Origin of the sequence: Demequina sp. NBRC 110053 (assembly GCF_002090095.1) — a bacterium.
GTDB lineage: Bacteria > Actinomycetota > Actinomycetes > Actinomycetales > Demequinaceae > Demequina.
Window position 1 is genome coordinate 150,957 of the sequence record NZ_BBRJ01000003.1, and the last position, 14,431, is coordinate 165,387.

Genomic DNA, 14,431 nt, shown 5'->3' on the forward strand with positions numbered 1-14,431 from the left:
CGGCAATCCTAGGCGCTGCCCGCGTCCAGCATCTGCCGCAGCTCCTTCTTCAGCTCGCCGACCTCGTCGCGCAGCCGCGCCGCGAGCTCGAACTTGAGCTCGGCCGCCGCCTCGCGCATCTGCGCTGAGAGGTCCTCGATGAGTTCGCTGAGCTCCTCGGCCGGCCTGCCCGCCATGGGCGAGGGACCGCGATCCTTCTTGCCAGAGGCGGAGCGTGCGGCCCGTTCGAGGGTGGAGGCGGTGTCAGCCTCCTCGCGTGCGAGCATCTCCGTGATGTCGCCGATGCGCTTGCGCAGGGGCGTGGGGTCGATGCCGTTCGCCTCGTTGAACGCCACCTGCTTCTCGCGGCGGCGGTTGGTCTCGTCGATCGCGGAGGCCATCGAGTCCGTGATCGTGTCCGCGTACATGTGGACCTCGCCCGAGACGTTGCGGGCCGCGCGACCGATGGTCTGGATGAGCGACGTCCCGGAGCGCAGGAAGCCCTCCTTGTCGGCGTCGAGGATGGACACCAGTGACACCTCGGGTAGGTCCAGGCCCTCGCGCAGCAGGTTGATCCCGACCAGCACGTCGTAGCGGCCCATCCGGAGCTCCCGCAGCAGCTCCACGCGACGCAGAGTGTCGACGTCCGAGTGGAGGTACTCCACCTGCACGTCGCGCTCGGCGAGAAACTCGGTCAGGTCCTCGGCCATCTTCTTCGTGAGCGTCGTCACGAGCACGCGTTCATCCCGCTCGACCCGCTGCCGGATCTGCTCGAGCAGGTCGTCGATCTGACCCTCGGTGGGCTTCACGACCACCTTCGGGTCCACGAGGCCCGTGGGGCGGATGATCTGCTCGACCACGCCGTCCGAGCGCTCGAGCTCGTAGTTGCCCGGAGTCGCCGACAGGTAGACGGTCTGGCCGACGCGCTCCTGGAACTCGCCCCACTTGAGCGGTCGGTTGTCCAGCGCGGACGGCAGCCGGAAGCCGTGCTCGACCAGCGTCCGCTTGCGCGACGTGTCGCCCTCGTACATCGCGCCGATCTGGGGAACGGTCACGTGCGACTCGTCGATGACCAGCAGGAAGTCGTCTGGGAAGTAGTCGAGCAGGGTGTGCGGGGGCGTCCCCGCCGCGCGCTGCTCGATGTGTCGCGAGTAGTTCTCGATGCCGCTGCATGTCCCGACGGATCGCATCATCTCGAGGTCGAACGTGGTGCGCATCTTGAGCCGCTGCGCTTCGAGCAGCTTGTTCTGCCTGTTGAGCTCCTGCAGCCGCTCCTCGAGCTCGAGCTCGATGGTGCTGATCGCACGGTTCATCCGCTCCTCGGAGGCGACATAGTGCGACGCGGGGAAGATGTGCACCTGCTCGCGGCGCTCCACGACGTCGCCCGTGAGCGGGTGGAGCGTGTACAGCGCCTCGATCTCGTCCCCGAACATCTCGATGCGGATCGCGAGCTCCTCGTACACCGGGATGATCTCCACCGTGTCTCCGCGCACCCGGAAGGTTCCCCGCGTGAACGCCAGGTCGTTGCGGGAGTACTGCATCTGCACGAACTCGCGCAGCAGCCCATCCCGATCCACGACGTCGCCGACGCCCAGCACCACCATGCCCTGGATGTACTCCTCGGGAGTGCCCAGTCCGTAGATGCACGACACCGATGACACGACGACGACGTCGCGGCGCGTCAGCAGGGAGTTGGTCGCGGAGTACCGCAGGCGCTCGACCTCCTCGTTGATCGAGCTGTCCTTCTCGATGAACGTGTCTGTCTGCGGGACGTAGGCCTCTGGCTGGTAGTAGTCGTAGTAGCTGACGAAGTACTCGACGGCGTTGTTCGGCAGCAGCTCCCTGAACTCGGTGGCGAGTTGCGCGGCGAGCGTCTTGTTGTGCGCCATCACGAGCGTGGGGCGCTGGAGGCGCTCCACGAGCCACGCGGTGGTCGCAGACTTGCCGGTTCCCGTCGCCCCGAGCAGCACCACGTCCTGCTCCCCCGCCTGGACGCGCGCGGCGAGCTGGTCGATCGCCTTGGGCTGGTCTCCAGACGGCTGGAACTCGGATACCACCTGAAAGGGAGCGTCACTGCGACGCAGGTCCTCGGTCATGGCTCCACGCTACGCGCCACCACCGACACTCTCACGCCGATGCCGGGACATGCAGCGCCCAGAAGTCGTCCACCTGGGCGCGCAGCGCCTCCGCGGGTCCCGAGCCGTCGAGCACGACGTCGGCGATCGCCGCCCTCTCCTCGTCGCTGGCCTGGGCGTCGATTCTCGCCTGAGCGTCATCGCGCGACATGCCCCGCGACGCCATCATCCGCTCGAGGCGCAGCTCGGCGGCGGCCGCGACAGCGACCACGAGGTCGTAGTCGTGGTCGGCCCCGGCCTCCACGAGCAAGGGGATGTCGTGCAGCACCACCCGCGCTCCGTCCGCTCGTGCCTGACGGTCGGCCGCGCGCGCCATGGCGAACACGTACGGGTGCACGATCCCGTCGAGCTGGGCGCGAGCGAGCGGATCGTGGAACACGATCGAGGCGAGGGCCGCACGGTCGAGCGTGCCGTCTGGCACCGCGCGGTCTCCGAACGCGCGAGCGATCTCCACCAGGGCCGCCGATCCCGGTTCGACTGCCCGCCGCGCAAGCACGTCGTGGTCGACCACCACCGCGCCCAGTTCCGCGAAGCGCGCGGACGCCGTGGACTTGCCTGCGGCGATGCCGCCCGTGAGGCCGATGCGTAGCATGAGCCAAAGTGTCGCACCGCGCCCGCACGACGCGCCAATCCGCCACGCGCCTCTCCCCCTTCGCCCCCGAGCGCCGGCAGAGACCCGGCCCGCGCATCGGCCCCGTCCCCATCGACGCGGCACCCAACGACGCAGCGCCTCCCCCCGACTCCTCCGGACAGTTCGGACCCATCTGCGGCGCCCAGTGGGGCGTGTCGGCGTGTGGCACCGGGTGGCGGATCGGAGTGTTCGGGGGCGGGCCGATGCGCTGGCGGGCTGGTCGACGTGCGTCGCCGGGACACGGCTCGGCCTCGTGCCTCCGCCCGAGCATGCGACAGGGCCGCGACCCCCGGAGGGGATCGCGGCCCTGTGAGCTGATGAGCGCTTAGTTGCCCGTGAGCTTCTCGCGCAGAGCGGCGAGGCGCTCGTCCGAGGCGAGAGTGCCCGCGTCGGTCGGCTCGTCGTGCGACGTGTACGACGCGCCGGCATCGCCCTTGCCGCGCTTGCGCGGCGCGGCGGCACCCGCGGCGTCGGCCTCAGCGGCCTGCTCGTCCTGCTTGGCGACGAAGCTCTTGTGAGCCTCCCAGCGCTCGTGGGCCTTGGCGTACTCCGCCTCCCAGGCCTCGCGCTGCTCGTCGAAGCCGTCGCGCCACTCCTGGGTCTCCGGGTCGAAGCCCTCGGGGTACTTGTAGTTGCCGGCCTCGTCGTACTCCGCCGTCATGCCGTACAGCGCGGGGTCGAAGTCCTCGCCGTTCGGGTCGACGCCCTCGTTCGCCTGCTTGATGGACAGCGAGATGCGGCGACGCTCGAGGTCGATGTCGATGATCTTGACGAAGACCTCCTCGTCCGCCTGCACGACCTGCTCGGGCAGGTCCACGTGGCGGACGGCGAGCTCGGAGATGTGCACCAGGCCCTCGATGCCGTCGAACACGCGCACGAACGCGCCGAACGGAACCAGCTTGGTGACCTTGCCCGGCACGATCTGGCCGATCGCGTGGGTGCGGGCGTAGACCTCCCAGGGGTCCTCCTGCGTGGCCTTGAGCGACAGCGAGACGCGCTCGCGGTCCATGTCGATGTCGAGCACCTCGACCTCGACCTCCTGGCCCACCGACACGACCTCGTTGGGGTGGTCGATGTGCTTCCACGACAGCTCGGAGACGTGCACGAGGCCGTCCACGCCGCCCAGGTCGACGAACGCGCCGAAGTTGACGATCGAGGAGACCGTGCCCTTGCGGACCTGGCCGGGCTGCAGCGCCGTGAGGAAGCTCGAGCGCACCTCGGACTGGGTCTGCTCGAGGAAGGCACGGCGCGACAGGACCACATTGTTGCGGTTCTTGTCGAGCTCGATGATCTTCGCCTCGATCTGCTGGCCGATGTACGGGCCGAGGTCGCGCACGCGGCGCATCTCGACGAGCGAGGCGGGAAGGAAGCCGCGCAGACCGATGTCCACGATGAGGCCACCCTTGACGACCTCGATCACGGAGCCGGTGACGACGCCGTCCTCGTCCTTGATCTTCTCGATCGAGCCCCAGGCACGCTCGTACTGAGCGCGCTTCTTCGACAGGATCAGACGACCCTCCTTGTCCTCCTTCTGGAGGACCAGGGCCTCGACGGTGTCACCGACGGTGACGACGTCGTCGGGGTCGGCGTCGTGGCGGATCGACAGCTCGCGGACGGGGATGACGCCCTCGGTCTTGTAGCCGATGTCGAGGAGCACCTCGTCACGGTCGACCTTGACGATGGTGCCCTCGACGAGGTCGCCGTCGTCGAAGTTCTTGATGGTCGCGTCAATCGCGGCGAGGAAGTCCTCACTCGAGCCGATGTCGTTGACTGCGATGGGGGTGGACTCGGGGGTGGATACGGACATTAAGGAGTGGCTCCGATGAATGGGTGGATGAAGATGTGCTGATGGATCGGAATCGCACGCGGGCGCACGAGACCAACGATCATCCTACCTGCTCAGGGCGCTCAGCACAAAGCGGCCGCGCACGCCGTCAGCCCAGGTCCTCGCGGATCGCCTGGATGATGTCGGTGGTGGAGACCTCGGCGGTCCGCGGCAGGTACACCACGTCGCAGAGCTCCTTGTAGTGGTCGAACCTGCCGGCCCAGTCGTCTCCCATCACGAGCACGTCCGCCCGATGCTCCTTGATGTAGTCGCCCTTGAGCTCGAGCGATTCCTCGACGAACACCTCGTCGACGCACGCGAGCGAGTGGACGATCGCCATCCGGTGCTCCTCGCGGTACACGGGATAGCGGCCCTTCTTCGAGAAGTTCAGCGCGTCGGAGGAGACGCCGACCGTGAGGTGGTCACCGAGCGCCGCCGCGCGCAGCAGCACGTTGACGTGGCCGATGTGGAACAGGTCGAACGTGCCGAAGGTCAGGACGCGGGTCATCGCCCCAGCGTACTGATGTGCGTGCTCGTGCCCGCCCCGCGAGATAGGATTCCCGCGTGCTGAGGACCGTGAGACGTCAGTATCGCCGCGCGCGAGGCTTCGCCGCGCGTGCCGTCCGCGCGCTCCAGGATCGGACGCTGGGCGACTGGTACTACGCACGCCTGCCGATCGATCCCGACCTCGTGGTGTACACGTCGCTGTGGAACCGGGCTCCACGGGGAAACCCCCTCGCCATCTACCGCAAGCAGCTCGAGCTCGCCCCGCATCTGCGCGGCGTGTGGATCGTGCGCAAGCAGGACCTGGACCAGCTGCCCGCGGGAATCGAGTACGTGACGCCCCGCACGCTCGCCTATCTCAGGCTCATCGCGACCGCGACCTACTTCGTCGATGACGCCAACCCGCACTGGAGCCTCGCCGCTCGCGAGGGCCAGATCTACGTGCAGACCCACCACGGGACCGCGCTCAAGTACATGGGTGCCGATCGTCATTACTCCGGGGTCCGTCCGTCCGACGACACCATCGTGACGATGCACCGGCGCTCGCAGCGCTGGACCTACTCCCTGAGCACGAGCCCGTACCTCACGGAGGTGTGGGAGCGCGCGTACAACAACGACTGCGTCCAGCTCGAGGTGGGCTTCCCTCGCAACGACGTGCTGTTCGAGTCGACCGCCGAGGACCGCGCGGCGGTCCGCGCTCGTCTGGGGCTCGCGCCACACGAGCGCGCGGTGCTCTACATGCCCACATGGCGGACCCGCCGAAGCCCCAAGGAGCACGAGTTCGATCTCACGGCGTTCGCCGAGTCGCTGCCCGAGGGCACGCGGCTGCTGGTGCGCGATCACTACTACCACGACAGGCGTGGGCGCCAGGTGGTGCCTGCGCAGGTCATCGACGTGTCCAAGGGCTGGGAGGTCGAGGACCTGTACCTCGCCTCTGATGCGCTCATCACGGACTACTCGTCGGCGATGTTCGACTACACGCTGCTCGACAGGCCCATCGTCCTGTTCTGCTACGACTGGGACGACTACCGCTGGAGCCGGGGAGCGTACTTCGACATCACGGCCGACGCTCCCGGTCAGGTGGTGTTCGATGCCGAGGCGCTCGCGGAGACGATGCGCACGGGCGAGTTCCTGGCACCGTCCTTCGCGGGCCGTCGGGCGTCGTTCCGCGACCGCTTCGCGACGTTCGAGAACGGACGCGCAGCGGAGACGGTGGTGCGCGTGGCGCTGCTGGGCGAGGATGCGGAGCCGTACGCGCGCCAGGTCTGCGCCGCTGAGCACCCCGCAGGCTGGACGACGCACCCCCGCGTGACGTGGCCCGAGGACCCCTCGCGCGAACCGCACCACGAACCGCTCGGACGGCCGTCGTCGGCCCGCTTCGTGACCGAGGCGAGCCCAGCGGAGGTCGAGGCCGAGGCCGGTGACGATCCGTTGGACACCGATCAGCTGCAGATGCCGGTCGTGCCGACCCAGTCCCGCGAGCACTGACCGTCCCTGGCCGCGCGGCGGTACACCGTGCCTGAGCGGAACTCGCGCGCGCGGCGCGTGCCGGCCCGCGGGGCGCTCACAGCCCCCAGGCGGTCTGCAGCAGCTCCTCCGGCACGAACTTGGTCTTGCCTGCCATCACCGAGAAGTCGAGCATCTCCACCTGTTCGCCGCGCAGTGCGGTGAACGTGCCGAAGGTGCCGGCGGCGGCGGCATCGATCGCTGCGACGCCGAAGCGCGTGGCCAGGAGACGGTCGGCCGCCGTCGGAACGCCGCCGCGCTGAACGTAGCCCAGGGTCGTGAGACGCGTCGGGAAGCCGGTGACGCGCTCGATGGCGCGCGTGACCTGGGCGCCGACCTGTCCCGCGATGGGGTTGCCCTTCTCGTCGAGGGTGTCCGAGGCGTCCCAGGCGCTGCCCTCGGCGGGCACCGCCCCCTCGGCGACGGCCACGATCGAGAAGTCCTTGTAGCGGTGGCGGTGGCGGATCTTCTTGCCGATGGTGTCAATGTCGAACGGGGACTCCGGGGCGAGGATGATGTCGGCGCCGCCCGCGATGCCGGCGGTCACCGCGATCCAGCCGCAGTGGCGGCCCATGAGCTCGACCACCATCACGCGATTGTGCGACTCGGCCGTCGAGTGGAGGCGGTCGATCGCCTCGGTCGCGATCGACACCGCGGTGTCGAAGCCGATCGAGGAGTCCGTGCCCACCACGTCGTTGTCGATCGTCTTGGGGATGCCGATCACGGGCACCCCTGACTTGTGCACCTTCGACGCGGCCTTCAGGGTGCCATCCCCTCCGATGCAGATCAGGGCGTCGAGCTTCTCGTCCTCGACGGTCTGGTGGACGGCCTCGATGCCGCCCTCCTCCTTGTGCGGGTGGCAGCGAGCGGTCCCGAGCATGGTGCCGCCGTGGACGAGGATGCCGCTCACATCGTCCCTGGTGAGCGGGACGGCGTCGCCGTTGATGACGCCCTCCCAGCCGTTGCGGAAGCCCACGATCGACATGCCGTGCTCGGCGGTGCCGCGCTTCACGACGGCTCGGATGGCTGCATTCAGGCCGGGGCAGTCCCCGCCGCCGGTGAGGATTCCTACGCGCATGGCCTCCAGCCTAGTGTCCGGCCGTGCGCCAGTTCGATCCCTCTCCGACGTGCACGTCGAGCGGCACGGACAGGTCGCCGGCACCGTGCATCTGCTCCACGAGGATCGCCTCGACCGCATCGCGCTCCCCGTGCGCGACCTCGACCACGAGCTCGTCGTGCACCTGCAGCAGCTGGCGCGATGCGAGACCCTGCTCGGCCAGCGCGCGATCCACGCCCAGCATCGCCTTCTTGATCAAGTCGGCGGCGCTGCCCTGGATGGGCGCGTTGAGCGCGACCCTCTCCGCGATGTCCCGGCGCTGGCGGTTGGTGGACGTGAGATCCGGGATGTACCGGCGTCGCCCGAGGATGGTCTCGGTGTACCCCACGTCCCGCGCGCGCTCGACGACGGTGCGCAGGTAGTCGCGCACGCCCCCGAAGCGCGCGAAGTAGTCGTCCATGAGCGCCTGCGCCTCGCCCACGGGCAGCGACAGCTGCCGCGCGAGCCCGAAGGACGACAGGCCGTACGCGAGCCCGTAGCTCATGGCCTTGACCTTGGAGCGCATCTCGGGGGAGACGTCCTCAGGTTCCACTCCGAAGACCCTCGCCCCCACGAACCTGTGCAGGTCCTCCCCCGCCTTGAATGCCTCGATCAGCCCGTCGTCCCCACTGAGGTGCGCCATGATGCGCATCTCGATCTGGCTGTAGTCCGCGGTCAGCAGCGTCTCGTAGCCGGCGCCCACGACGAACGCCTCGCGGATGCGGTGACCCTCCTCCGTGCGGATCGGGATGTTCTGCAGGTTCGGGTCCTTCGAGCTCAGGCGCCCGGTCGACGCGACCACCTGGGAGAAGGTGGTGTGGATGCGACCGTCGGCACGCACCTCCTTGGCGAGCGTCTCGATGATCTGCGCGAGCTTGCTGGCGTCCCTGTGAGCGAGGAGAGCCTCCAGGAAGGGGTGGGGGCTCTTGGCCTGGAGGTCGGCCAGGGACGATGCGTCCGTCGAGTACCCGGTCTTGATCTTCTTGGTCTTGGGCATGCCCAGGCGCTCGAACAGCACCTCCTGCAGCTGCTTGGGCGATCCCAGGTTGACCTGCTCGCCGTCGATGGCGGCGTAGGCGGCCTCCGCGGCCGTGTCCGCGCGCGAACGGGCCGCCGCTGCTCGCTCGTCGAGGGCGTCGCGGTCGATCGCGATCCCCGCATGCTCCATGGCGGACAGGACCGCCACGAGCGGGATCTCGACATCCCGGTACAGGTCGCCCATGCCGCGCCGCTCCACCTCGGCGTCGAGCTCGGCGGCGAGGCGGAGGACGTGCGCGGCCGTCGAACCGGCGGACTGCGCGGCGCTCGCGTCGAGACCCAGGTCGAGCTCGTTCCCGCCGGCTCCCGCCGCGAGGCTCACGCCGAGGTACCGCTGGAGCACGGAGTCGAGATCGAACCCGCGTTGATCCGCGTTCACGAGGAATGCGGCGATCTGGGTGTCGCCGACCACGCCGGCCAGTCCGATCCCGCGCGCCGCGAGCGCGTGCCACGCGTCCTTGGCCGCGTGCAGCGTCTTCGCGACCGCGGCATCCTCGAGCCACGCCTTGAGCGCGGCCTCCCGCGCGGGATCCAGGGAGGCCAGGTCGATTCCCCACGCCCGCTCGCCCTGTGCCACCCCGAGCGCCCACGCGTCGGCGTCCGCTCCCGTCCTGCCCTCCACGTGCACGGTCACCGGACCTGCGAGGGCGACCACCGCATCGGCCGCTCCGTCGACGACGACGTCGATCTCGTCAGGCTCGTCCGGCGCTCCAGTGGTCGAGTCGCCCGTGGCGAGCGGCAGCAGCCGATCGCGGAGGGTGCGGAACTGCAGCGCGTCGCAGACCTGGCGGATAGCGGCGGCGTCCGCTCCCCCGTACCGCAGCGCGTCCAGGTCCAGCGGCACCTCGAGGTCCGTCAGCAGATGGTTGAGCTCGCGATTGAGGCGCACCTGGTCGAGGTGGCCGCGCAGGCTCTCCCCCGCCTTGCCTGGCACGTCGTCGGCGGCGTCGAGGACCCCCGTCAGTCCCCCGTAGACCCCGATCCACTTCGCGGCCGTCTTGGGCCCCACGCCCGGCACGCCAGGCAGATTGTCGCTGGTCTCGCCGACCAGTGCGGCCAGGTCGGGGTACTGGCCCGGCTCGACGCCATACTTCTCGTGCACCGCCTCGGGAGTGAAGCGCACGAGGTCGGACACGCCCTTGCGCGGGTAGAGCAGGGTCACCTCGCCGGTCACCAGCTGGATGGTGTCGCGGTCGCCCGACACGACGAGCACGTCCATCCCGGCCTCGCGCCCGAGCCGCGCATAGGTCGCGAGCAGATCGTCCGCCTCGAAGCGCTCCTTGTCGACCGCGGCGATGCCCATCGCGTCGAGCATCTCCCTGATGAGCGGCACCTGGGGCTCGAACTCGGGCGGCGTGACGTCGCGCGTGCCCTTGTAGGAGGGAAGACGCTCGGTGCGGAAGGTGCCGCCCGGCAGGTCGAACGCGACCGCGACATGCGTGGGCTGATGCTCGCGCATGAGGGTCGCGAGCATCGTGGTGAACCCGTAGACAGCGTTGGTGGGCACGCCTGTCGAGGTCGCGAAGTTCTCGACGGGAAGCCCGAAGAACGCGCGGAACGCCATCGACAATCCGTCGATCAGCAGCAGGGTTGGTCTTTCTTGCTCGCTCACTGTGCCAACCTATCCTCTATGGCCGACATCAACGATGTGTCGCTCGCCTCGACGCTGGCGGGCACCCTCATGGAGCGCATGGGCATCACGGTCGACTCCGTCGGGGCCGAGCGAGCGACGGGCTCGATGCCCGTCGCGGGCAACACGCAGCCATATGGACTGCTCCACGGCGGCGCATCGGCCGTCCTGGCGGAGACGCTCGGCTCGTTCGCGGCCATGGCTCACGCGCGGCCCGATGGGCAGGCCGTCGGCGTGGACCTGTCCATCACCCACCATCGAGCCGTGAGCGAGGGCACGGTCTGGGGCGAGGCGACCGCGCTTCACCTCGGTCGCAGGGTCGCGACCTACGCCATCACCATCACGGACGAATCGGGCAAGGCGGTCGCAACGGCGCGACTGACGTGCCTGCTCAAAACAAGCCGGTAACACAGCGGCGCTATCGTGTGGCCTACACGGAGGGGAAACACGTGAGAATAGAGCTAGACAAGCGATTCCTCAGGGCGGCCGCCCTGCTGCTCATCGCTGCGGCCGCCTTCATCGGGGCCACCTTCATCTTCGGGTCGGGGTCCGCTGCGGCCGGGACCGTCGAGCCCGTGCCGCCTGGCACGTCGACGTCCACCCTGCTCGTCCAGAACGTCATCAACGGCCTCGCGTTCGGCGTGCTTCTCGCCCTCGCATCCGTGGGGCTGTCGCTGATCTACGGCACCACAGGGCTGAGCAACTTCGCCCACGGCGAGCAGGTCACGTTCGGCGCGCTGCTGGCGTTCTTCCTGACCACGGACCAGCCGGTGTCCATACCGCTGGTGCCCGGGACGTTCACCATCGGCCTGCCGCTGTGGCTCGGCGCGATCCTCGCCGTCATCATCGCGGGTGGCACCGGGTGGCTGCAGGACCGGTTCCTCTGGAACCCTCTCCGACGGCGGCGCGTCGCGGTGCTCCAGCAGATGATCGTGAGCATCGGCCTGTCGCTCGCGCTGCTCAACTTGCTCCAGTGGTGGATGGGCGCTCGGCGCGTGCGCCTGACGGCGTCGTCGGGTGACCGCATCACGTTCGGCAACTTCTACATCGGCACGCAGACGCTGATGTCGGTCGTCATCGCCGCGATCGCCCTGCTCGCGGTCGCGCTGTTCCTGCTGAAGACCCGCCGTGGCCGCGCGACCCGCGCGATCTCCGACAATCCCGCCCTGGCAGCCGCGTCGGGGATCAGGGTCGATGGCATCATCCGCCTGGTGTGGGTGATGGCCGCCGCTCTCGCGGGGCTCGGAGGCATCCTGCTCGCGCTCTTCGACCAGGGCGTCGGCTTCGACTCTGGCGCACGCATCCTGCTGCTGATGTTCGCGGCGGTCACGCTCGGCGGGCTCGGCCAGGCCTTCGGCGCGCTCGTGGGTGCGCTCGTGGTCGGCGTCGTCGCGGAGGTCTCGACGGTCATCATCGCGCCCGACATGCGGTACGCGTCAGCACTGGGCATCCTCATCCTCGTGCTGCTGGTCAGACCACAAGGCATCCTTGGCAGGAAGGAACGGGTGGGCTGACATGGACATCCTCATCAATGCGCTCGACCAGATGCTCGCTCCTGCGACGGCGGCGTTCGCGATAGCCGCCATCGGCCTCAACTTCCACTTCGGGCTCACGGGCCTGCTGAACATGGGTCAGGCAGGCTTCATGCTGCTGGGCATGTACGGCTACGCGATCTCCATTCGCGAGGGCCTGCCAATGTGGGCCGGCATCCTCGTCGCCATCGGCGTCGCCATGGTGTTCGGCCTGCTGCTGGGCTGGCCCACGCTGAAGCTGCGCGGGGACTACCTGGCGATCGTGACGATCGCGGCGGCCGAGATCGTGCGGTACGTCGGCCGCTCCAACTCGCTCATCGACATCACCGGCGGCTCGCTGGGCATCAAGGGCAACGACTACAAGGATCCACTCGAGTCGCTGTCGCCGTTCCCCGACGAACGCATCACGATCGGCCCGCTGACCTACCACGGCTCGGCGTCGGACTCGTGGTGGCTCCGGGTGGTCGCGTGGACGCTCGTCGCGGCTCTCCTGGTGATCTTCTGGCGCCTGTCGAACTCCCCCTGGGGACGAGTGCTCAAGGGCATCCGCGAGGACGAGGACGCCGTCCGCGCGCTCGGCAAGAGCGTCTACTGGTACAAGATGCAGGCGCTCATCATCGGCGGCGTGATCGGCGCGCTGGGCGGCATCATCTGGGCGCACGGCAGCGCTGTCGTCGCCGACTCGATGGGCCGCCCCACGACCTTCTGGATCTGGACGATCCTGCTGATGGGCGGGGCCGCGACGGTGTTCGGCCCGGTGCTCGGCTCGGTGCTCTTCTGGTCGGCGCTGTCGCTCGTGCGAGCCGTGTCGAAGGCCTTCATCCCCGAGTCCATCCTGCCGTCCACGGCCATCGAGCCTTTCGGACTCATGCTGGTCGGCACCGCGCTCATCCTGATCGTGGTGTTCAGACCGCAAGGAATCCTGGGCAACAAGAGGGAGTTGGCGTTCCATGCCTGACACGACAGTCTTCGCCGATGTCGCTCACGAGCCCGGTGTGGCGAAGCCGGACCCGATCCTCGTGGCCGACGGCGTGGTGCGGAGGTTCGGCGGACTCACCGCCGTCGACGTGAGCCACTTCGAGGTCCAGCGTCACACCATCACCGCGCTCATCGGACCGAACGGCGCTGGCAAGTCCACGTTCTTCAACCTCCTGACCGGCTTCGATCAGGCCCAGGAGGGCGCCGGCACCTTCGACGGCACCGCGCTGCGACGCATGCCGCCGCACAAGGTGGCGCGTGCCGGCATGGTGCGCACGTTCCAGCTCACCAAGGCCCTCGAGGGCATGAGCGTCATGGAGAACATGCGGCTCGGCGCCCAGCACCAGCCAGGCGAGAGCCTGCTCACCGCCTTCGCTCCCCCGATGTGGAAGAAGCGCGAGGCGGAGGTGACCGAGCGAGCCGAGGACCTGCTGCAGCGGTTCAAGCTGTACGAGAAGCGCGACGAGTCGGCTGGCGTGCTCTCGGGTGGCCAGCGCAAGCTCCTGGAGATGGCCCGTGCCCTGATGGCCAGCCCCACGATGGTGATGCTCGACGAGCCCATGGCGGGCGTGAACCCCGCTCTGACGGAGTCGCTCCTCGAGCACATCGTCGAGCTCAAGGACGAAGGCATGACGGTGCTCTTCGTCGAACACGACATGCACATGGTGCGCCGCATCTCGGACTGGGTGGCCGTCATGGCTCAAGGGTCGATCATCGCCGAGGGACCCGCCTCGACGGTGATGCAGAACCCCGCGGTCCAGGACGCCTACCTGGGCGAGCACCACGACACCGACCTCTCGGAGGATCAGTCATGACGGACAACGGCGACCCGCTGATCGTCGCGGACGATGTGTACGCGGGCTACATCCCCGGCGTCACCATCCTCAACGGCTGCTCGCTCGAGGTCCACCAGGGCGAGCTCGTGGGCATCATCGGGCCCAATGGCGCCGGCAAGTCGACGCTGCTGAAAGCACTGTTCGGGCTGGTGCCCGTGTCCGAGGGCACCTTCACCCTCGCCGGCGAGGACATCACGAACATGCGAGCCGACCAGCTCGTGAAGCAGGGCATCGGCTTCGTCCCGCAGACCAACAACGTGTTTCCCACCCTGTCGATCGAGGAGAACCTCGAGATGGGCGCGTACCAGCGTCCCAAGGCCTTCAGGGAGCGCATGGAGGTCGTGGGCGACCTGTTCCCGGTGCTCATCGAGCGCAAGAGCCAGCGTGCAGGATCGCTGTCCGGCGGCGAGCGGCAGATGCTCGCGATGGCGCGTGCGCTGATGATGGACCCCAAGGTGCTGCTGCTCGACGAGCCGAGCGCCGGCCTGTCGCCCGCACGTCAGGACGAGACCTTCGTGCGCACCCGCGAGATCAACAGGACGGGCGTCACCGTCATCATGGTCGAGCAGAACGCGCGACGCTGCCTGCAGATCTGCGACCGCGGCTATGTGCTGGACCAGGGCACGGCCGCCTACTCCGCCGAGGGCCGCGCGCTGCTCAAGGATCCCAAGGTCATCGAACTCTACCTGGGAACGCTGGGCGCCTAGCGGTCGACGCACCTCCCACGCCCCCGGCCGTCAC

12 protein-coding genes are annotated in these 14,431 nt (G+C 68.7%); 6 read left to right on the forward strand and 6 right to left on the reverse strand.

What is annotated here, in order from left to right; all coding sequences use genetic code 11:
• Nucleotides 1-8 precede the first annotated feature (8 nt).
• The 4 genes from uvrB to B7K22_RS09870 all read right to left on the reverse strand — a co-directional run bounded on the left by uvrB (nucleotide 9) and on the right by B7K22_RS09870 (nucleotide 5,078).
• Complete coding sequence (gene uvrB / locus B7K22_RS09855) at nucleotides 9-2,075, reverse strand: excinuclease ABC subunit UvrB (RefSeq protein ID WP_084040088.1); 2,067 nt, start codon at nucleotides 2,073-2,075, stop codon at nucleotides 9-11.
• A 31-nt stretch (nucleotides 2,076-2,106) separates the two neighbouring features.
• On the reverse strand, nucleotides 2,107-2,706 hold the full coding sequence (gene coaE / locus B7K22_RS09860; protein WP_084040089.1) for a dephospho-CoA kinase: 600 nt from the start codon (nucleotides 2,704-2,706) through the stop codon (nucleotides 2,107-2,109).
• A gap of 364 nt (nucleotides 2,707-3,070) precedes the next feature.
• Entirely contained in the window at nucleotides 3,071-4,552 is a 1,482-nt protein-coding gene (gene rpsA, locus B7K22_RS09865) for a 30S ribosomal protein S1 (RefSeq protein ID WP_084040090.1), read from the reverse strand.
• Between the two features lie 127 nt (nucleotides 4,553-4,679).
• The gene (locus tag B7K22_RS09870) at nucleotides 4,680-5,078 is read right to left on the reverse strand and encodes an adenylyltransferase/cytidyltransferase family protein (protein WP_084040091.1); all 399 of its coding nucleotides are present in this window, start codon (nucleotides 5,076-5,078) and stop codon (nucleotides 4,680-4,682) included.
• A gap of 56 nt (nucleotides 5,079-5,134) precedes the next feature.
• Here B7K22_RS09870 and B7K22_RS09875 point away from each other — a divergent pair, with 56 nt between their 5' ends.
• The gene (locus B7K22_RS09875) at nucleotides 5,135-6,562 is read left to right on the forward strand and encodes a CDP-glycerol glycerophosphotransferase family protein (RefSeq protein WP_084040092.1); all 1,428 of its coding nucleotides are present in this window, start codon (nucleotides 5,135-5,137) and stop codon (nucleotides 6,560-6,562) included.
• A 76-nt stretch (nucleotides 6,563-6,638) separates the two neighbouring features.
• On the opposite strand, the gene B7K22_RS09880 is transcribed toward B7K22_RS09875, so the two are convergent.
• Together B7K22_RS09880 and polA are read right to left on the reverse strand one after the other, a co-directional pair.
• Nucleotides 6,639-7,658, reverse strand: a complete 1,020-nt coding sequence (locus B7K22_RS09880) for a 6-phosphofructokinase (RefSeq protein ID WP_084040093.1) — start codon at nucleotides 7,656-7,658, stop codon at nucleotides 6,639-6,641.
• A gap of 10 nt (nucleotides 7,659-7,668) precedes the next feature.
• Nucleotides 7,669-10,326 carry a DNA polymerase I gene (gene polA / locus B7K22_RS09885; RefSeq protein ID WP_255372182.1) on the reverse strand — a complete coding sequence of 886 codons (2,658 nt, stop codon included), beginning with the start codon at nucleotides 10,324-10,326 and terminating at the stop codon, nucleotides 7,669-7,671.
• An 18-nt stretch (nucleotides 10,327-10,344) separates the two neighbouring features.
• Here polA and B7K22_RS12135 point away from each other — a divergent pair, with 18 nt between their 5' ends.
• The 5 genes from B7K22_RS12135 to B7K22_RS09905 are packed head-to-tail and all read left to right on the forward strand — an operon-like array spanning nucleotide 10,345 to nucleotide 14,397.
• Nucleotides 10,345-10,752: a PaaI family thioesterase gene (locus B7K22_RS12135; protein WP_159448837.1), complete on the forward strand. Its 408-nt coding sequence runs from the start codon at nucleotides 10,345-10,347 to the stop codon at nucleotides 10,750-10,752.
• 41 nt (nucleotides 10,753-10,793) lie between these two features.
• Nucleotides 10,794-11,858 (forward strand): branched-chain amino acid ABC transporter permease, encoded by a 1,065-nt coding sequence (locus B7K22_RS09890; RefSeq protein WP_159448838.1) that lies wholly within the window; start codon nucleotides 10,794-10,796, stop codon nucleotides 11,856-11,858.
• A 1-nt stretch (nucleotide 11,859) separates the two neighbouring features.
• Nucleotides 11,860-12,834 (forward strand): branched-chain amino acid ABC transporter permease, encoded by a 975-nt coding sequence (locus B7K22_RS09895; protein ID WP_084040096.1) that lies wholly within the window; start codon nucleotides 11,860-11,862, stop codon nucleotides 12,832-12,834.
• Nucleotides 12,827-13,669: an ABC transporter ATP-binding protein gene (locus tag B7K22_RS09900; RefSeq protein ID WP_084040097.1), complete on the forward strand. Its 843-nt coding sequence runs from the start codon at nucleotides 12,827-12,829 to the stop codon at nucleotides 13,667-13,669. Before B7K22_RS09895 ends, B7K22_RS09900 begins: the two co-directional genes overlap by 8 nt.
• Nucleotides 13,666-14,397: an ABC transporter ATP-binding protein gene (locus B7K22_RS09905; protein WP_084040098.1), complete on the forward strand. Its 732-nt coding sequence runs from the start codon at nucleotides 13,666-13,668 to the stop codon at nucleotides 14,395-14,397. Before B7K22_RS09900 ends, B7K22_RS09905 begins: the two co-directional genes overlap by 4 nt.
• Nucleotides 14,398-14,431 lie beyond the last annotated feature (34 nt).

Coding starts and splice junctions, on each gene's coding strand:
- B7K22_RS09895 (WP_084040096.1), top strand. CDS start 11,860: ATGGACATCCTCATCAATGCGCTCGACCAGATGCTCGCTCCTGCGACG.
- B7K22_RS09870 (WP_084040091.1), bottom strand. CDS start 5,078: ATGACCCGCGTCCTGACCTTCGGCACGTTCGACCTGTTCCACATCGGC.
- B7K22_RS09880 (WP_084040093.1), bottom strand. CDS start 7,658: ATGCGCGTAGGAATCCTCACCGGCGGCGGGGACTGCCCCGGCCTGAAT.
- uvrB (WP_084040088.1), bottom strand. CDS start 2,075: ATGACCGAGGACCTGCGTCGCAGTGACGCTCCCTTTCAGGTGGTATCC.
- B7K22_RS12135 (WP_159448837.1), top strand. CDS start 10,345: ATGGCCGACATCAACGATGTGTCGCTCGCCTCGACGCTGGCGGGCACC.
- coaE (WP_084040089.1), bottom strand. CDS start 2,706: ATGCTACGCATCGGCCTCACGGGCGGCATCGCCGCAGGCAAGTCCACG.
- B7K22_RS09905 (WP_084040098.1), top strand. CDS start 13,666: ATGACGGACAACGGCGACCCGCTGATCGTCGCGGACGATGTGTACGCG.
- rpsA (WP_084040090.1), bottom strand. CDS start 4,552: ATGTCCGTATCCACCCCCGAGTCCACCCCCATCGCAGTCAACGACATC.
- B7K22_RS09900 (WP_084040097.1), top strand. CDS start 12,827: ATGCCTGACACGACAGTCTTCGCCGATGTCGCTCACGAGCCCGGTGTG.